Annotated in this window: 17 protein-coding genes and 1 riboswitch; of the genes, 11 read left to right on the forward strand and 6 right to left on the reverse strand. The window is 63.9% G+C overall.

The window, feature by feature from the left end; translation table 11 throughout:
- Window positions 1-35: 35 nt before the first annotated feature.
- The 10 genes from ACQ5BM_RS00505 to ACQ5BM_RS00550 all read left to right on the forward strand — a co-directional run bounded on the left by ACQ5BM_RS00505 (window position 36) and on the right by ACQ5BM_RS00550 (window position 10,014).
- Window positions 36-698: a class II aldolase/adducin family protein gene (locus ACQ5BM_RS00505; protein WP_429806482.1), complete on the forward strand. Its 663-nt coding sequence runs from the start codon at window positions 36-38 to the stop codon at window positions 696-698.
- Between the two features lie 30 nt (window positions 699-728).
- On the forward strand, window positions 729-2,243 hold the full coding sequence (locus ACQ5BM_RS00510; RefSeq protein WP_429806484.1) for a glycerol-3-phosphate dehydrogenase: 1,515 nt from the start codon (window positions 729-731) through the stop codon (window positions 2,241-2,243).
- Between the two features lie 12 nt (window positions 2,244-2,255).
- Window positions 2,256-3,308, forward strand: coding sequence for a class II aldolase/adducin family protein (locus ACQ5BM_RS00515; protein WP_429806486.1), 1,053 nt, complete (start codon window positions 2,256-2,258; stop codon window positions 3,306-3,308).
- Complete coding sequence (locus tag ACQ5BM_RS00520) at window positions 3,305-4,591, forward strand: FGGY-family carbohydrate kinase (protein ID WP_429806488.1); 1,287 nt, start codon at window positions 3,305-3,307, stop codon at window positions 4,589-4,591. Before ACQ5BM_RS00515 ends, ACQ5BM_RS00520 begins: the two co-directional genes overlap by 4 nt.
- Window positions 4,588-5,433, forward strand: coding sequence for a TIGR01459 family HAD-type hydrolase (locus ACQ5BM_RS00525; protein WP_429806490.1), 846 nt, complete (start codon window positions 4,588-4,590; stop codon window positions 5,431-5,433). The genes ACQ5BM_RS00520 and ACQ5BM_RS00525 overlap by 4 nt, the downstream gene beginning before the upstream one ends.
- Before the next feature lie 12 nt (window positions 5,434-5,445).
- A complete protein-coding gene (locus tag ACQ5BM_RS00530; protein WP_429806491.1) occupies window positions 5,446-6,384 on the forward strand; it encodes a sugar phosphate isomerase/epimerase family protein in 939 nt (312 codons plus the stop codon).
- Between the two features lie 100 nt (window positions 6,385-6,484).
- Complete coding sequence (locus tag ACQ5BM_RS00535) at window positions 6,485-7,264, forward strand: DeoR/GlpR family DNA-binding transcription regulator (RefSeq protein ID WP_429806493.1); 780 nt, start codon at window positions 6,485-6,487, stop codon at window positions 7,262-7,264.
- Window positions 7,261-8,028, forward strand: a complete 768-nt coding sequence (locus ACQ5BM_RS00540) for a triose-phosphate isomerase (RefSeq protein ID WP_429806495.1) — start codon at window positions 7,261-7,263, stop codon at window positions 8,026-8,028. Before ACQ5BM_RS00535 ends, ACQ5BM_RS00540 begins: the two co-directional genes overlap by 4 nt.
- Window positions 8,029-8,071: 43 nt before the next feature.
- Window positions 8,072-8,515, forward strand: coding sequence for an RpiB/LacA/LacB family sugar-phosphate isomerase (locus ACQ5BM_RS00545; protein ID WP_429806497.1), 444 nt, complete (start codon window positions 8,072-8,074; stop codon window positions 8,513-8,515).
- Between the two features lie 215 nt (window positions 8,516-8,730).
- Complete coding sequence (locus tag ACQ5BM_RS00550; protein WP_429806498.1) at window positions 8,731-10,014, forward strand: low temperature requirement protein A; 1,284 nt, start codon at window positions 8,731-8,733, stop codon at window positions 10,012-10,014.
- A 350-nt stretch (window positions 10,015-10,364) separates the two neighbouring features.
- Here the strand turns inward: ACQ5BM_RS00550 and ACQ5BM_RS00555 are convergent, their stop codons facing one another.
- The 6 genes from ACQ5BM_RS00555 to ACQ5BM_RS00580 all read right to left on the reverse strand — a co-directional run bounded on the left by ACQ5BM_RS00555 (window position 10,365) and on the right by ACQ5BM_RS00580 (window position 16,255).
- A complete protein-coding gene (locus ACQ5BM_RS00555) occupies window positions 10,365-10,838 on the reverse strand; it encodes a 6,7-dimethyl-8-ribityllumazine synthase (protein ID WP_429806500.1) in 474 nt (157 codons plus the stop codon).
- A gap of 91 nt (window positions 10,839-10,929) precedes the next feature.
- A riboswitch (FMN riboswitch) is annotated at window positions 10,930-11,079 on the reverse strand.
- Between the two features lie 123 nt (window positions 11,080-11,202).
- The gene (locus tag ACQ5BM_RS00560; protein ID WP_429806502.1) at window positions 11,203-12,264 is read right to left on the reverse strand and encodes an ABC transporter ATP-binding protein; all 1,062 of its coding nucleotides are present in this window, start codon (window positions 12,262-12,264) and stop codon (window positions 11,203-11,205) included.
- 11 nt (window positions 12,265-12,275) lie between these two features.
- Window positions 12,276-13,058: an ABC transporter permease gene (locus tag ACQ5BM_RS00565; protein ID WP_429806503.1), complete on the reverse strand. Its 783-nt coding sequence runs from the start codon at window positions 13,056-13,058 to the stop codon at window positions 12,276-12,278.
- A complete protein-coding gene (locus tag ACQ5BM_RS00570) occupies window positions 13,055-13,936 on the reverse strand; it encodes an ABC transporter permease (protein ID WP_429806505.1) in 882 nt (293 codons plus the stop codon). The genes ACQ5BM_RS00565 and ACQ5BM_RS00570 overlap by 4 nt, the downstream gene beginning before the upstream one ends.
- Before the next feature lie 129 nt (window positions 13,937-14,065).
- Window positions 14,066-15,172 (reverse strand): ABC transporter substrate-binding protein, encoded by a 1,107-nt coding sequence (locus tag ACQ5BM_RS00575; protein ID WP_429806507.1) that lies wholly within the window; start codon window positions 15,170-15,172, stop codon window positions 14,066-14,068.
- A 204-nt stretch (window positions 15,173-15,376) separates the two neighbouring features.
- Window positions 15,377-16,255, reverse strand: coding sequence for a MurR/RpiR family transcriptional regulator (locus tag ACQ5BM_RS00580; RefSeq protein ID WP_429806509.1), 879 nt, complete (start codon window positions 16,253-16,255; stop codon window positions 15,377-15,379).
- Between the two features lie 175 nt (window positions 16,256-16,430).
- On the opposite strand from ACQ5BM_RS00580, the gene ACQ5BM_RS00585 reads away from it, so the two are divergent.
- Window positions 16,431-17,204 carry an N-formylglutamate amidohydrolase gene (locus ACQ5BM_RS00585; protein WP_429806510.1) on the forward strand — a complete coding sequence of 258 codons (774 nt, stop codon included), beginning with the start codon at window positions 16,431-16,433 and terminating at the stop codon, window positions 17,202-17,204.
- Window positions 17,205-17,226: the final 22 nt, after the last annotated feature.

A 17,226-nucleotide genomic window follows, 5' to 3' on the forward strand; every position in this document is an offset into this window, starting at 1 on the left:
CGCCCGCATCCCGCTCTAATCCAAGAGGACTCGCCATGAAAGAACACGAACTGCGCCAGTCGATCGTCGACCATTGCCGTCATATGAACGCCATCGGCCTCAACCAGGGCACGTCGGGCAATATCAGTGTGCGCCACGGCGACACGATGCTGGTGACGCCCTCGGGCATTCCCTATGGCGAGATGACGGCGGACATGATCGCCGCCATGCCGATCGATGGCGAATACGGCGTTTGGCAAGGGCCGAAGAAACCCTCGGTCGAGTGGCCGTTCCACCTCGATATCCTGCGTGCTCGGTCGGAGGTTGGCGCCGTCGTCCACACCCATGCGATGTATTCGACCATTCTGGCGATTGCCCGCAAGCCGATCCCGGCCTGCCACTACATGATCGCTGCCTTCGGCGGCAACGACGTACGCGTTGCCGACTACGAGCGCTACGGCACCAAGGCGCTGTCCGAAAGCGTGCTGCGGGCGCTTGAGGGCCGTACGGCGTGCCTGATGGCAAATCACGGCATGATCGCGACCGGCGCCAGCCTGGAGAAGGCGATGTGGGCGGCAGTCGAGCTCGAGACGATCGCCAAGCAATATTACCACACGCTCTTGATCGGCGGCCCGGTGGTCCTGCCGGAAGCGGAAATCGCCGGCGTGATCGAGGGCTTCTCCACCTATGGCCTGCAGGACAAGACGAAGGCTGCCTGAGGTGCGACGTGAATTCGAAGGAGTGACGACGTGAATCCCGAGACCGGAGTATATGATCTGTTCGTCGTCGGCGGCGGCGTCAATGGCGCGGGCATTGCGCGTGATGCTGCCGGGCGGGGGCTCTCGGTTCTCCTGTGCGAGAAGGACGATCTGGCGCAAGGGACGAGCTCGCGCTCGGGCAAGCTCGTGCATGGGGGCCTGCGCTATCTCGAATATTACGAGTTCCGCCTGGTGCGCGAGGCGCTGATCGAGCGCGAAGTGCTCCTGGAATCCGCGCCGCACATCATCTGGCCGATGCGCTTCGTGCTGCCGCACAATCCGGCGGACAGGCCGGCCTGGTTGGTAAGGCTCGGCCTCTTCCTCTACGACCACCTCGGCGGCCGCAAGCGCCTGCCGGGAACCCGCAGCCTCAACCTTGCGACCGCGCCCGAGGGCGCACCGATCAAGCGCGAATACCGCAAGGCGTTCGAATATTCCGACTGCTGGGTGGATGACGCGCGCCTCGTCGTCCTGAACGCGCTCGACGCCCGCGCCCGCGGCGCCCGGGTGCTGACGCGCACCGCCTGCAGCGCCATCCGCCGGCGCGACGGGCTCTGGCATATCGAAATGACCGATACGCGCACGGGCGTGAAGACCGAGGTGAAGGCGCGCTGCGTCGTCAACACCGCCGGCCCCTGGGTCAACGACGTCATCGGCCGCATCGGCGGGCTGAATTCGAGCCGCAGCGTGCGCCTCGTCAAGGGCAGCCACATCGTCGTGCCGAAATTCTGGGAGGGGCGGCAGGCCTATCTCGTGCAGAACCCGGACAAGCGGGTGATCTTCATCAATCCCTATCAGAACGATCTGGCGCTGATCGGCACGACCGATATCCCCTATGAAGGGCGGCCCGAGGACGTGGCCGCCGACGACAACGAGATCGCCTATCTGTTGAAGTCAGTGAACCGCTACTTCAAGCAGCAGCTCACATCGGACGATATCGTCTACAGCTTCTCCGGCGTCCGGCCGCTTTATGACGACAATGCCGAAAATCCTTCGGCCGTCACCCGCGACTATATTTTCGAGGTCGATGCGGCCAACGGTCAGGCGCCGCTGCTCTCGGTTTTCGGCGGCAAGATCACGACTTTCCGCAAGCTTTCCGAACATGCGCTGGAGCGGCTGAAGCCCTTCTTCCCGAAGATGGGGCCGGCCTGGACGGCGAAGTCGCATCTGCCCGGCGGCGACATGGCGGATGCCGATTTCGAGCAATTTTTGGGCGATCTCAAGGCACGCTACCGCTGGCTGCCGGCCGACCTCGCCAAGCACTATGCGCGGCTCTACGGCACGCGGACGCACGCGTTGCTTGCCGGCGCGTCCGCGCTCGAGGATCTCGGGCCTGCCTTCGGCCCGCACCTTCGCGAGCGCGAGGCGCGTTTCCTCATCGAAAACGAATGGGCGCGGACGGCGGACGACATTCTCGACCGCCGGACCAAACACGGCCTGCACATGACGCCGGCCGAGCGACAGGCCTTCACCCATTGGCTTGAGCGTCAGCAGGCGGCGGCCTGAAGGAGAACCGGGATGCGAAGTCTGGAATTCGAAGCGCTTCTCGATCTGTCGGCCCGCGTCGGATCGGACCCGCTGCTGGTGCAGGGGGCGGGTGGCAACACTTCGATCAAGGAGGGCGGCACGCTCTGGATCAAGGCCTCGGGCCTATGGCTGACGCATGCCCGCCAGCGCGACGTCATGGTGCCGGTGGCGCTTGATCCGTTGCTCGATGCGCTGGAGCGCAACGACCCGGCGACCGAGAAGGCCCAGGATTTCGTCATTGCCGGGCGCAACCCCTCGGGGTTGCGTCCCTCGATCGAAACGACGGTCCATGCGCTGATGCCACAGAAGGTGGTGGTGCACGTGCATTGCGTCGAAACGATCGCGACGGCGGTGCAGACGAACGGGGCGGCGATTGCCGCCGAGCGGCTTGCCGGTTTCCCGCATGTCTTCGTGCCCTACGCCCGGCCGGGACTGCCGCTTGCCAAGGCAATCGCCGAACGCCTGCAGGACAATACTTCCGTGCTGGTCCTCGGCAACCATGGTCTCGTCGTCGCGGCCGAAACCGTGGCGGATGCGGCGAGCCTTTTGAGCGACATCACGCGCCGTCTGACCAGGCCGAGGCGACAGGCGCCGACCGCCGATCTCGCGGCGCTTTCGCGGCTTGCCGTCGATAGCGACTATCGGCTGCCGGAAGATGCTTCTCTGCATGCGGTCGCGGCCGATCTCGACAGTTGCAGGCTTGCCGCCGGCGGCAGCCTTTATCCCGACCATGTGATCTTCCTCGGCAAGGGCGGCGTGGTGGCCGCTCCCGGCGAGACTGCCCTTTCGATCGAGGCCAAGCGGCGTGCGGCCGGCGAGAGCCTGCCGCCACTCCTGCTTTTCCCCGGCAAGGGCGTGCTGGTGCAGAAGGAGATTTCCGCCGGAGCCCTCGCCATGGCGCGGTGCCTTGCCGATGTGACGGCACGCATTCCCGCAGACGCGCGGCTGCGCTACCTGACGGAAGCGGAAAACGCGGAGCTTCTCGGCTGGGACGCGGAAAAGTATCGCCAGCAGCTCAATCGCGCCGGGCAGGTGCTGCAATGAGCGGCGACGATCGCAAGCTCGTCGTCGGCATCGATATCGGCACCTCGGGTGCGCGTGCCGTCGCGATGGCTTCGAATGGCGTCGTCGTCGCATCCGGTGCGGCGAAGCTCTCGTCCTATTCCGACGACCATCGCGACCCCTTCGGCTGGTGGAAGGCGGTGCAGGCGGCACTCGAAGAAACGCTCGGCGGCATCGACAGGCAAACGGTTCGTGCTCTCGCGATCGACGGCACCTCGGGCACGATGCTGCCGGTCGACCAGAGTGGCGCGCCGCTGGCGACGCCGATGATGTACAACGACCCGGTTGCCGATCGTGCTCTTCACGATGCGGTTTCTGCCCATGCGCCACGTGAAAGTGCCGCCCACGGCGCCACATCCGGCCTTGCCAAGCTTCTCGCCTTTCAGTCCGTGCCCGGCACTTTCCGGGTGATCCATCAGGCCGATTGGCTCGCCGGACATTTCACCGGGCTTTATGACGTCTCCGACGAGAACAACGCGCTGAAGACCGGCTACGATCCGGTATCGCGGTCGTGGCCGAAGTGGATCGAGAGCACGGGCGCACGTGTCGATCTGCTGCCCGATGTGATGCCAGCCGGAGCGCCGGTCGCGGCGATCGGTCCCATGGCTGCCGAAGCTTTCGGCCTATCGGCCGATCTCGTGGTCGTTGCCGGCACCACGGATGGATGCGCCTCGTTCCTGGCAACGGGCGCCGATCAGCCGGGTGACGGCGTCAGTGCGCTCGGCACGACACTGACGGTGAAGATGCTCTCGGATCGCCCGCTGTTTGCGCCGGAATATGGGCTTTACAGTCACCGCATCGGCGAGATGTGGTTGGCCGGCGGGGCATCCAATACCGGCGGCGTGGTGCTGGCCGAACATTTCTCGCCGGAGCGGATCGCAGCGCTTTCGGCCGAGATCGATCCGTCCGTCGACACCGGGCTCGACTATTATCCGCTGGTGAAACCGGGCGAGCGCTTCCCGGTCGCGGATCCGGATTTTCGGCCGCGGATGAGCCCGCGGCCGGCCGATGACGCGACCTTTCTCAAGGCGATCTTCGAAGGCATCGCCGGGGTCGAAAGCCTTGCCTATCGGCGGTTGACCTCACTTGGCGGGCCGGCGCTCCGGTCGCTGCGCAGCGTCGGCGGCGGTGCGAAGAATGCGGCCTGGACGGCGATCCGGGCGCGCAAGCTCGGCGTGCCTTTCCTGCCGGTTCTCTCCGAGGAGGCCGCCGCCGGGACGGCGCGGCTGGCGCTGGCCGGTGCCAGAAAGGCAGGTGTGCTGTGACGGAAGCCCAAGCCATCGACAGGCTAAGCGCCATTGCCGAGCGCTACGACGCCTTCCTGATCGACCAGTTCGGCGTGCTGCGCGATGGCCGCGGTCCCTATCCGGGTGCGGCCGAAACATTGGTGCGGCTGAAGGACGCCGGAAAACGCATCATCATTCTCTCCAACTCGGGCAAACGCTCGGCAGAAAACGACCGCCGCCTCGTCGATCTCGGCTTCGTCGCCGGGAGCTGGGACTGGTTCCTGACCTCCGGTGAGGTCGCCTGGCAGATCCTCAAGCGGGAAGGCGAGGGTGCTGGCGGCGGGCGGCGCAAGTGTTTGCTCATCAGCCGCGACGGTGACCTCTCGCCGCTGGCGGGGCTCGACCTCGAACGCACGGCGAGCGGGGCGGACGCCGACTTCGTGCTTCTGGCCGCGAGCGAGGGCGACGTCTATCCGCTTTCCCATTACGAGGCGCTGCTGGCACCGGCGGCGAAGCGCGGCGTTCCCTGTCTCTGCACCAATCCCGACAAGGTGATGCTGACGAAGACGGGCACGGCCTTCGGCGCCGGCCGTATCGCCGAGCTCTACGAGGAGCTTGGCGGCAGCGTGCGCTGGATCGGCAAGCCCTTTGCCGACATCTATGCGGCAGCGCTCGATTTCCTTGGCCATCCCGATCCAACGCGGGTCTGCGCCATTGGCGACAGCATCGAGCATGACATTGCCGGTGCGGCGGGCGCAGGGCTCCATTCCGTGCTGGTGACGACGGGGATTCTGGCGCACGCCTCGGACGAAGAGCGGCGCAAGCTCTTTGCCGAGCACGGCGCCGCTCCCGACTTCATCCTTCCAAAATTTACCTGGTAAGAGGAGCCGATCGTGGCCTTCACGCTGTCGCTCAACACCAATCCGCTGGTCAACCGCTTCGCAGAGCCCGACGATCTGATCGACACGATCGCCGAGAAGATCCGCATCGGCTACGTGCAGCTCACCCATGAATTCGTCAATCCCGGCTGGCCGGCGGCGACGATCGCCAAGACCGTCCGGCAGTTTCGCAAAGCGCTCGATCGCACCGGCGTGAAGATCACCTCGGGCATGACCGGGCCCTATGGCAGGCTCAACCATTTCGGCCATCCGGACCCGGATGTCAGGCGCTACTATGTCGACTGGTTCAAGACCTTTGCCGATATCTCCGCCGAGCTCGGCGCTTCCGGCATGGGTACGCAATTCGCAATCTTCACCCTGAGGGACTACGACGATCCGGCGCGGCGCGAGGAGATGATGCGGATCGCCGTCGACTGCTGGCGCGAGGTCGCCGAGCACGGCGAGGCGGCGGGTCTCTCCTATGTCTTCTGGGAACCGATGTCGGTCGGCCGCGAGTTCGGCCACACGATCGAGGAATGCCGGGCGCTCGACCGGCGGCTCGCCGAAGCCGGGCTTCCGATCCCGATGAAGATGATGGTCGATATCGACCACGGTGACGTCACTTCCGACAATCCTGACGATATCGACCCCTATGCCTGGGCCGGGGCGTTCCCCAAGCGTTCGCCGATCATCCACATCAAGCAGTCGTCGATGAACAAGGGCGGCCATTGGCCGTTTACCGCCGCCTACAACAGGGACGGCCGCATCACGCCCGAGAAGCTGATCGGCGCGGTCAGGGCCGGCGGTGGCACCGACAACGAGATCTGCCTGGAGCTTTCCTTCCGCGAGCGCGAGCCGACCGACCACAACGTCGTCGCGATGATCCGGGAGTCGGTCGAATTCTGGGAGCCCTACATCGACACGGGCTTCAATCGCATAGAAAAATCACATTAAAAGATCACAAAATCACGCAATGGAAATTGAAATATCACAAATAGGTGTTATCTTCTCACGCTGAACGTGGCCGAGGCTGCGTGAAATCGGGGCCGAGACGATGAAGCCGGAAGACAGGCGACAGGCGATCATGGATGTGCTGATGGAGGCCGGTACGGCGTCCGTCGAAGACCTGTCGCTGCGCTTCGGCGTCAGCAAGATGACGGTGCACCGCGATCTCGACGACCTCGAACAGGCGGGCCTCCTGCGCAAGGTTCATGGCGGCGCCTCGATACAGTCGAGCCCGCAATTCGAAAGCGACTTCCGCTATCGCGAAAAGATCGCCACCGTCGAGAAGCGGCGGATCGCCGAATATGCGGCCGGGCTGATTGAGCCGGGACAGAGCATCCTGATCGACGACAGTTCGACGACCGGCGCGATCGCCGAGTGCATTCGCGACATCCGCCCGCTGACCGTCATTACCAACAATCTCGGCGTGATCACCAGTCTCTCGGGCGCGCCGGGCATCAATGTCATCGCGCTCGGCGGCCAGTACAGCAAGAAGTTCAACGGCTTCTTCGGCATCGTCACCGACGAGGCGCTGCGATCGCTGCGTGTCGACATCGCCTTTCTCTCGAGCTCGGCGATCGAAGGGACCGTGGCCTTCCACCAGGACCAGGAAGTGGTGCAGGCCAAGCGCCTGATGGTGAAGGCGGCCAAGCGCAAATACCTTTTGGTGGACCACGACAAATTCGGGCGCTCGGCGCTCCATTTCCTGACCGGGCTCGATGCCTTCGACGCGGTGCTGACCGGCGCTGAAGTTGCGGCCGAACACGCCGCGCCGCTCGACGAAGCCGGCATCCGGCTGGTCAGGGTCGACAATCGCAAGGAGAAGGCATGAGCAAGTCTGGGCTCTGGGTCGGCACCAGTTGGAAGATGAACAAGACGCTGGCCGAGGCGATGGCTTTCGCCGACGGTCTCAAGGCTGCGGACGCGGCGCGTGACGAACGCATCCAGCGCTTCGTCATTCCACCCTTCACGGCGGTGCGTGAGGTCAAGGGGCGGCTTGCCGCAACCAGCGTCAAGGTCGGCGCGCAGAACATGCATTGGGACGATGCCGGCGCCTGGACCGGCGAGGTATCGCCGCTGATGCTGAAAGACTGCGACCTCGATGTGGTCGAGCTCGGCCACAGCGAGCGGCGCGAACATTTCGGCGAGACGGATCGCACCGTCGGCCTGAAAACGGCGGCCGCCGTGCGCCATGGCCTGGTACCCTTGATCTGCATCGGTGAGACGCTTGCCGAGCGCGAGGCGGGCGAGGCGGATCAGGTGCTGAAGCGCCAGGTCGAGGGCGCCCTGGCGCTGCTCGAAGGCGAGGCGAAGGCGGCGACGATCCTGCTGGCCTACGAGCCCGTCTGGGCGATTGGCGTCAACGGCATTCCGGCGACATCGGACTATGCCGACGAGCGCCACAAGCGCATCGCGGATGTGGCGGAAGCGGCGCTCGGCAGGCGCGTGCCGGTTCTCTATGGCGGCAGCGTCAATCCCGGCAATTGCGAAGAACTGATCAGTGAGGCGCACATCGACGGCCTCTTCATCGGCCGCTCCGCCTGGGACGTCACTGGCTATCTCGACATTCTGCAGCGTGTCTCGAAGGCGATCTGAGCCTTCGGCAGCGGCAGTTCCTCAAGAATGGAAAGGAACAATCATGAAGATTGCAATCGGGGCGGACAGTGCCGGCAAGCCCCTGCTGGATGTGATCGCCGCCCATCTTGTGGGCAGGGACGACGTGGAGGTCGTGGACCTCAGCCAGGCCGGTTACTATGCGGATCTCGCGCAGAAGCTGGCGCAGCAGGTCGTCGAGGGCAAGCACGATCGCGGCATCCTGTTCTGCGGCACCGGCATCGGCGTCTGCATCTCCGCCAACAAGGTGCCGGGTATTCGCGCAGCGCTGACGCATGACACCTATTCGGCCGAGCGTGCGGCGAAGTCGAACAACGCCCAGATCATCACCATGGGCGCCCGCGTCATCGGCCCGGAACTGGCGAAGTCGATCGTCGATACCTGGCTCGCGTCCGAATTCGACCCCAACGGCCCTTCGGCCGGCAATGTCGAGGCGATCGACCGTCTCGATGCTGCTAGAGCGGGATGAGGAAAAGTGTGTGCGGTTTTCCGCCCGCATCCCGCTCACGTATGTCAAGGCATAACTGATCTCGCGACGCCCGTTGATCCTCCCTCAGGCATCGTGACGAGACGCCCGGCAGCAATGCCGGGCGTTTTCATGTTCGGGGATTGTCCGTCGTCTTGACGAAGCTTTGGCAAATACTTGAACATTCTTGCGGATCGTCAAAAGAAGGGCGCCGCCGCATGACTGAAACAACCTCGACCGGGCCGCAGCAAAGCGCGCACCACCATGTCTCGCGCATGAGGGGCCGTGACACGCACGAACATCACAGGACGGCGACGACGCTCGAACTTCTGTTCGACCTGACTTTCGTCATCGCCTTCAGCCTTGCCGCCTCGCAGCTCGCGCATCTCTTCGCCGAGGGCCACTTCATCGCCGGGCTGATCGGCTTCGGCTTCGCTACATTCGCCATCTGCTGGGCCTGGATCAATTTCAGCTGGTTCGCCTCGGCCTACGACACGGATGACTGGATCTTCCGCAGCGTCACCATGGTGCAGATGGTCGGCGTCCTGATCCTGGCGATCGGCCTGCCGCCGATGTTCGAGTCGATTGACAAGGGCGAGCACCTCAACAACGGCGTCATGGTGCTCGGCTATGTCGTCATGCGCGTGGCGATGGTCTTCCAGTGGCTGCGCGCCAGCCGGCAGGACCCGGCGCGGCGCGAGGCGTGCATGGTCTATGTGAAGGCGATCAGCGCCGCCCAACTCGGCTGGATCGTGCTGATCTTCTTTGATTTCTCGCTGGCGGTGACCTTTGCCATGGTTGTCGTGCTGACGGCGATCGAGATGCTCGGTCCCTATATCGCCGAGATGCGGTATGGCGGAACGCCCTGGCATGCGCATCACATCGCCGAGCGCTATGGGCTGCTCGCGATCATCGCGCTCGGGGAAGGGGTGGTCGGCACGGTTGCCTCGATCTCCGCGGTGGTCGAGGGCGAGGGCTGGAACCTCGATGTCGCGCTCGTCTGCCTCGCGGGAACGGGGCTCACCTTCGGCATGTGGTGGATCTATTTCCTGCTGCCGAGCGCCGAGATCCTGCACCACCACCGCCTCAAGCGCTCCTTCGTCTGGGGCTATGGCCACATGCCGATCTTCGCATCGATCGTCGCAACCGGCGCCGGGCTGCATGTGGCGGCCTACTATATCGAACACAAGGCGCATATCGGCTCGGTCGCAACGGTGCTGACGGTCGCTGTGCCCGTCGCGTTCTACATCGGCCTTCTCTACGCGATGTACGCCTATCTGCTGCAGCAGGCGGACCGGCTGCATCTCTGGCTGCTCGCGGGCACGGCGCTGGTGCTGGTCGCCTCCGTAGCCGCGGCGATGGCCGGGCTCGACATGGCGGCGTGCCTGATCATCCTGACGCTGGCGCCTGTCGTCACCATCGTCGGCTACGAGGTGGCGGGGCACAGGCACCGCATGGCGGCGCTGGAGCGCAGCCTGCGTGAAGGCGACGCGGCGCGATAGGTCGGGTATTTGGGAGCCGAAACAGAGGCTTATCGACTAGGGCTGCCTGTTTGATTCAGGAGGTTCAGAAGTTGATTCAAGCAGGGTTGAACTGCTCCGCAGTTTGAGTAAGCGGCGAGCTTAGCCCCTCACCCTAACCCTCTCCCCGCAGGCGGGGAGAGGAGACGAACCAATCGCTGGACCGGATGGCTCTGATTGACCTCAAGGTGGCCGGCCGTTCTCGATAAGAGGATGAGTTTGGGTGACAAGGGTGCGGCGCGTCACCTTCTCCCCGCCGGCGGGGAGAAGGTGGCCGGCAGGCCGGATGAGGGGCGAGCCGAGCGCCGGTACCTCACAGGCGTGGCGGTCGCTCAGGCGTTGACCAGCGCCAGCTTGGCGCGGGCGTCGAGGATCTGGGCGCAGGCGTTGGCCGCTTCCGTGCCTTTGACGACGAAGTGCTCGCGGAAGAAGGCGATCAGCGGTTCGCTTTCCTGGAAATTGTGCGGCGTCAGCACGGCGGAAAGTACCGGTACATCGGTGTCGAGCTGTACGCGCATCATGCCGTCCAGCACGGTGCCGGCGACGAAGTCATGGCGGTAGATGCCGCCGTCGACGACGAAGGCGGTGCCGAGGATCGCGGCATAGCGGCCGGTCCTGGCAAGCGTCTGCGCATGCAGCGGGATTTCGAGCGCGCCCGGCACGTCGAAGATCTCGACATCGGCGGCCGAGCCGCCGAGCTTCGTCCATTGCGCAACGAAGGCATCGACGCAGCGGTCGACGATATCGGCATGCCAGCGGGCACGGACGATCGCGATCTTGGCGGCGGGTTGGGACAGAATGGTCATGGTCTCAAGCCTTTCAGGGTTTGGCGTTTCCAATGATCCCGTCGGGCGAACATGCATGCGCGCGGGGTCCCGTCGCGGGGTCCACGTTCCTGCTTGCTCTCTTCCATCCGGACTGTGACCGTCGGCTCCGGAATTCGACCGGATCTGCTGACCCCCAGGGTAAAACCCAAAGGCGCTCGCGGGCTCCGGCCTTTCGGCCGCTACCGCCGGTGGGGAATTTCGCCCCGCCCTGAGAACAACGCGACTATATAGCCAGGCCGTGCGCGGTCAAACGCAGGGCGCGACGAAAATGCCGGAAATCACGACAGATTTTTCCCGGGACGGGCGTCACCGGAAAATATCGTTCCGATGACGTCCGGCTCACTCACTCGCGAATGACGAGCAGATCCTTGGCGGCGAAGCGCAGCGTGACATTGTCGCCGGAGACCGGCGGGGTGACGCCCGGATTGTTGAACATGTCGAAGGAGATGACGTCGCCGCCGACGCGCAGGCGCGTGCGGATGACCGAGCCGAGGAAGCTGGTCGAGACGACCTCGCCGGCAAGTGCGGTATCGCCCTTCGCGCCTTCGGCGATCGAGCCCGCTTCGGGACGCAGCGCCAGCGAGATGCTGTCGCCGCCCTTCATGCCGGCAATCGGGTCCTTGAGCGCCACCTGCTGGTTGCCGATCGTCACGGATCCGGAAGCCGGATCGGCGACCTTGCCCTCGATGATGTTCAGCGTGCCGACGAAGGACGCGACGAAGCGCGTCGACGGCGTGTTGTAGATCTCGAAGGGGGTGCCGATCTGGTCGGCGCGGCCGGCATTCATGACGACGATGCGGTCGGAAATCGACAGGGCCTCTTCCTGGTCATGGGTGACGAAGACGGTGGTGATGCCGAGCTGCTGCTGGATCTGCCGGATTTCCTCGCGCAGCGATACGCGGATCTTGGCGTCGAGCGCCGAAAGCGGCTCGTCGAGCAGCAGCACCTGCGGCTTGACCGCAATGGCGCGGGCCAGCGCCACGCGCTGCTGCTGGCCGCCGGAGAGCTGGTAGGGGAAGCGGTCCGCCAGGTGCTCGAGCTTGATCAGCCCGAGCATCTGCTTCACCCGTGCCTCGATCTCCGACTTGTCGACGCCCGCGACCTTGAGGCCGAAGGCGACGTTGTCCTGCACGTTCATGTTGGGAAACAGCGCATAGGCCTGGAACACCATGCCGATGTTGCGCTGGTTGGGCTTCAGCGAATTCTGGTCGCGGCCGTTGATGACGATCTTGCCGCTGGTCGGCGTCTCGAAACCGGCGATCATGCGAAGCACGGTCGTCTTGCCGCAGCCCGAGGGCCCGAGGAAGGAGACGAACTCGCCCTTCTCGATGTTCATGTTGAAATCATGCACGACCTGAACCGGGCCGAAGGACTTCTTGATGCTGGTGAGTGACAGGAAACTCATGAGTGCGGTCCTCAGGCCTTGGGGGGCGCGCTTTTCTGGAAGCGCGAAACGAGCTGGATGAGGCCGAGGCAGCCCCAGGTGATGCCGAATGCGATGACGGCGAGTGCTGCCGGCTCATAGGCGCGGTTGGCGCCGAGAAGCTGCATGTAGGGGCCAAAGGCCGGCCGGTTGAGCAGCGCCGCCATGGTGAACTCGCCGATGACGATGGCAAAGGTCAGGAAGGCGCCCGAAAGCACCGCGACGAGCACGTTCGGCAGGATGATCTTTGCCAGGATGGTGGCCCATCCGGCGCCGAGGCTCTGGGCGGCTTCGGTGAGCGTCGCGACGTCGATGGTCCGAAGTCCCGTATCCACGGCACGATACATGTAGGGCAAAGCGAGCGTGGCATAGCCGAACATCAAGAGGATGTTGGTGCCGGTGACCGTGCCGGTCAGCGGCAGCCAGCTCGAGGTGTTGTAGAGCCGGATATAGCCGAAGACGATGACGATGGCCGGAATGACCAGCGGCAACAGCGTGATGAACTCGATAACCGGGCGCAGCCGCGGCAGCTTGAGCCGGACCCAATAGGCGGTCGGTACGACGAGCAGCACGCCGAAGATGATGGTGAACAGCGCCTGCATCACAGAATAGGTGAAGGTTTCCTGGAAGCGTGGATCGGTGAAAACCTTGCCGTAGGCGTCGAAGGAATATTCGCCGCGCCGCATCTTCAGCGAGAAGTTGGTCATGCCGACGAGTGGCAGGGTGAAATAGAGGAGGCCGAAAACGAGGGCTCCCCAGGCCCAGATCTTCTTCATTTCAGCCACCTTTCGCTGCGGGCGCGGAGCCAGATGTAGATCGCGTTGGCGATGCCGGTGACGACGATCATGCCGAAGGCGAGCGCGTAGCCGAGATGCGGATTGCCGAGCACGTCGCCGCGGATCTGGGCAAAAAGCAGGATCGGCACGATCGACAGCGACGAGCCGGTGAGCGCGATGGCGGTCGCGACCGCGCCGAAGGCATTGGCGAAGAGAAGCGCCAGTGTGCCGAGCAGCGACGGCAGCAGGATCGGGAAGGCGACCATGCGCCAGTATTGCAGGCCGGTGGCGCCGAGGATTTCGGCGGCCTCGCGCCATTCGCGCTTCAGCCCGTCCAGCGCCGGCGTGATGATCAGGATCATCAGCGGGATCTGGAAGAAGAGATAGGTGATCGTCAGCCCCCAGAAGGAGAGGAGGTTGAAGCCGAGCATCCGCAGGTCGAAGCCGAAGTTCGAGCGCAGGAAGACGGTGAGGATGCCAACCGGACCGAGGGTCGCGAGAAAGGCGAAGGCGAGCGGCACGCCGGCAAAGTTGGAGGCGACGCCGGAAAAGGTCAGAAGCGGGCCGCGGATGCCCTTCGGCAAGCCGCCGAAGACGATGGCCGAGGCCATGGCAAAGCCGATCAGGCAGCCGAGAAGCGCCGAGGCGATGCTGATCTTGATGGAGATCCAGTAGGCCGCGAGGATCGAGGGCGTGAACAGGCCCCGGATGTTCTCAAGCGTGAAGCTACCATCTGCCGTCTGAAAGGCGCCGACCACGATCTTCATCGTCGGCAATATCAGGAACAGCGTCACGAAGGCGGCAAAGGGCACGATGCCCAGCCAGTGAAGCGGTAGGCGACGCGCCGGCGGGCTGGCGTCGGGTTTAGCAGATGACATTCCGTTCGCGCCCCTGAAGCCGCGTTGTCGACGCGGGCGTTATTGGTGTTCTAAGAATTTGAATTCCTTACGAATAACGTAAGTGCCCCGACCGGAAAACCGGTCGGGGCGACATCTCTGTGGAAAGGCTTACTGGACGTTCGCGCCGACGACGGCATCCCAGCCGCCGGTGACGGCAGCCTTGTTGGCGTCGACTTCTTCGAGCGTCGGGAAGTAGGCCTTTTCGTAAGCCGCTGCCGGCGGCAGGGCGTCGATCAGCGCCTGCGGAACCTTGCCGGCCTTGACCATGGCGTTGAAGCGGGCCGGGTGGCAGAAGCCCTTGAGCCAACCGAGCTGACCTTCGTCGGAATAGAGGTGCTCCATCCAGAGCTTGGCTGCGTTCGGGTGCGGTGCGTAGGCCGAGATGCCCTGGACGTAAACGCCGGCGAGGACGCCGCTGGCCGGAACGACGACTTCGGTCGGCGGGTTGCCGTTGAGGGTCTTCGCCCAGCCGAGTGCGTTGTAGTCCCAGGCGACGACGATCGGGGTCGAGCCCTGGGCGAGCGTGCCGGACTTGCCGATGACCGGAACGAAGGTGCCGGCCTTGTTCAGCTCGGCGAAATAGCCGAGACCGGCTTCACCGGCTTCCTTGCCCGCCTTTGCACCCTTGGCGAGGCCGGCGGCGAGAACGCCGAGGATCGCCTGGTTCGAAGCGCGCGGATCGCCGGCGAGCGCGACCTGACCGGAATATTCCGGCTTCAGCAGGTCAACCCAGTCCTTCGGCGAATTCTGGACGAGGTCCTTGTTCACGAGGAAGGACATGACGCCGTAGTAGTCGCCGTACCAGTAGCCTTCGGCGTCCTTGACGCTGTCCGGGATCTCGTCCCAGGTGGAGACCTTGTAAGGCTGCAGCAGGCCTTCGGCCTTCATCTGCGGGCCGAAGGCGAGACCGACGTCGACGACGTCGGGAGCCTGCGGGCCCTTGTTGTCCTTGTTGGCCTTGACGGCCTCGACTTCGTCAGCGGAGCCGGCGTCCGGGTTCAGTTCGTTGACCTGGATTTCCGGATACTTGGCCTTGAAGGAGGCGATGACGTCGCCATAGCCGCACCAGTCGTGGGGCAGGGCGACCGTGGTCAGCATGCCTTCCTTCTTGGCGGCTTCGATGAGCTCTGCGCTCGGCTCGGCGGCGGCAATTGCGGTCGTCGCCAGGAAAACGGCGGTGGAGAGCGAAAGCAGGCGATGGGTTTTTGAAATCACTGGTGTTCTCCTTATGGGTTTAGTCAATTTCGTGGGTTTTCAGTCGATTTCGGCTAGGCTGTTAAAGAGATGCGATGAAAGTAATGTGACAGCAGTTTTTCCGTTCGCGCCGCCTATGTCGTTGGAAGAACATTTGTTTTTTCGATCCGGCGGGCCACTGTCGCATAACTGTATGAAATTCCGTGAACAGGTCGGCGAGCTCTCCTAGACAGGTTTGCGAAAGATGCGGGTGGAATCGAACAGGCCCTCGAGCGTCTTCATCCGATCCCGGGTTGCCTCCCAGTTCGAACTTTGCACGGCCTCGATCAGCGCTTCGATCAGGAACAGGATCACTACCGAGCTGTCCCAGGCCGAAGGCACTTCGATCTGCGAGCGGAACACGCGGGAGGCGGACTTGGCGACCGGCGAGGTCCAGCGATCGGTGAAAAGGACGATCTCGACGCCACGCTCGCGGGCGGATCTGGCGAGCGTCACCATTTCCTGCTCGTAGCGGCGGATGTCGAAGAGAATCAGCACGTCGCCCTGGCGCATGTCGAGCACGTAGTGCGGCCAGGCGCTGGCATTGGAGGCGATTTCGGTGACGCCCGGCCGGATGACCTGAAGGTGGGTGAAGAGATAATCGGCAAGGGCGTGGGTGATGCGTCCGCCGAGCAGATAGATGCTGCGCTTGCGGTCGGCGATCAGGGCGGCGGCCTCGTCGAAATCCTGCGGCTCGATCTGTGTCAGCGTCTCGCGCAGGTTGCTGGTGATCGCATCGGCGAAGCGATTGAGCGTATGGGTGCCGGGCGCATTGGCGGCCCAGCGGTCGTGCTTGGCGATCGGGTTGGAAATCGTCGCTTCCAGCTCCTGGTGCAGCCTCGCCTGGAAATCCGGAAAGCCGCGGAAGCCGAGCTTTTGCACCATGCGTGCGACGGTAGGTGTCGAAACACCGGCGTTCTCGGCGACCGTGGTGATCGAGCCGAGCCCCGAGACGGGATAATTGTCGAGAAGCGTCTCCGCCAACTGTTTCTCCGCGCGGGTCAGCGCAGTGAAGTGGGCAGTGATCACATCCGACACCGTCGTGGATGCAGCCTTGCTGGTCAAATTGTCTCCCCTGAACCGATCTAAAGCCGGTTTGTGACAGATTAAACATCGCTGTCACAATTGGAGTCAATCGCAATTTTGAAGAGATCGTTTCAGATTTCGATTGACACTCGCCAATCTCTGAAGAATTCTTTTCATTAACGAACGTCTAACGGGGCAAGAGGGGATGCCGGTGTTGACGCGACTTTTGACCGAAGCAGATGGCGATCCGGTTGCGATCGAAAATGCCGCAGGAAAGGGCGATATCGTTCTCGTCTGCGAGCACGCCTCACGCCGTGTTCCGGAGCGCCTGGGAACGCTGGGCCTCACCGAGCAGGCGCTCGAAAGCCACATCGCCTGGGACCCCGGCGCGCTCGCCGTTGCCAAGTTTCTCGCCGCCAAACTTGATGCGGCGCTGATCTACCAGCGCTTTTCGCGGCTTGCCTATGATTGCAACCGCCCGCCCGAGGCCGAGGCGGCGATGCCGGTTCTGAGCGAAGTCTACGAGATCCCGGGAAACCGCACGATGTCGGCCGAGGAGCGCCAGGCGCGCGTGGACGAAATCTACCGGCCGTTCCATGACGCAGTCGCGCGGTTCGTTTCCGAACGCAAGGCGGCCGGCAGGCCACCCATCCTCGTGACCATGCACAGCTTCACGCCCGTCTATTTCGGCAGGCCGCGGGCGGTCGAGGTCGGCATTCTGCATGATGCCGACAGCCGCCTTGCCGACCACATGCTGGCGTTCGCAACGAAGGGCCAGGTTTCCTACGACATTCGGCGCAACGAGCCCTACGGGCCCGCCGACGGCGTCACCCACAGCCTGATCGAATACGGCGTCCACAACGGACTGCCGAATGTGATGATCGAGATCCGCAACGATCTCATTCGCAATGAAATCGGCCAAAGGGTCACGGCCGATTATCTGGAAGGATTGCTCCGCAAAGGCGCAGCGGCACTTTCAGCACAATAAAAGACCCTGGGGAGCGGCATGG

The sequence above is a fragment of the Ensifer sp. B1-9 genome, assembly GCF_050474445.1.
Taxonomy (GTDB): domain Bacteria; phylum Pseudomonadota; class Alphaproteobacteria; order Rhizobiales; family Rhizobiaceae; genus Ensifer.

What these genes read in the sequence shown, in the direction of transcription:
- ACQ5BM_RS00555 (WP_429806500.1), bottom strand. Translation starts at nt 10,838, where the DNA reads ATGACCATTCTGTCCCAACCCGCCGCCAAGATCGCGATCGTCCGTGCC.
- ACQ5BM_RS00560 (WP_429806502.1), bottom strand. Translation starts at nt 12,264, where the DNA reads ATGAGTTTCCTGTCACTCACCAGCATCAAGAAGTCCTTCGGCCCGGTT.
- ACQ5BM_RS00565 (WP_429806503.1), bottom strand. Translation starts at nt 13,058, where the DNA reads ATGAAGAAGATCTGGGCCTGGGGAGCCCTCGTTTTCGGCCTCCTCTAT.
- ACQ5BM_RS00570 (WP_429806505.1), bottom strand. Translation starts at nt 13,936, where the DNA reads ATGTCATCTGCTAAACCCGACGCCAGCCCGCCGGCGCGTCGCCTACCG.
- ACQ5BM_RS00505 (WP_429806482.1), top strand. Translation starts at nt 36, where the DNA reads ATGAAAGAACACGAACTGCGCCAGTCGATCGTCGACCATTGCCGTCAT.
- ACQ5BM_RS00520 (WP_429806488.1), top strand. Translation starts at nt 3,305, where the DNA reads ATGAGCGGCGACGATCGCAAGCTCGTCGTCGGCATCGATATCGGCACC.
- ACQ5BM_RS00515 (WP_429806486.1), top strand. Translation starts at nt 2,256, where the DNA reads ATGCGAAGTCTGGAATTCGAAGCGCTTCTCGATCTGTCGGCCCGCGTC.
- ACQ5BM_RS00535 (WP_429806493.1), top strand. Translation starts at nt 6,485, where the DNA reads ATGAAGCCGGAAGACAGGCGACAGGCGATCATGGATGTGCTGATGGAG.
- ACQ5BM_RS00545 (WP_429806497.1), top strand. Translation starts at nt 8,072, where the DNA reads ATGAAGATTGCAATCGGGGCGGACAGTGCCGGCAAGCCCCTGCTGGAT.
- ACQ5BM_RS00550 (WP_429806498.1), top strand. Translation starts at nt 8,731, where the DNA reads ATGACTGAAACAACCTCGACCGGGCCGCAGCAAAGCGCGCACCACCAT.
- ACQ5BM_RS00540 (WP_429806495.1), top strand. Translation starts at nt 7,261, where the DNA reads ATGAGCAAGTCTGGGCTCTGGGTCGGCACCAGTTGGAAGATGAACAAG.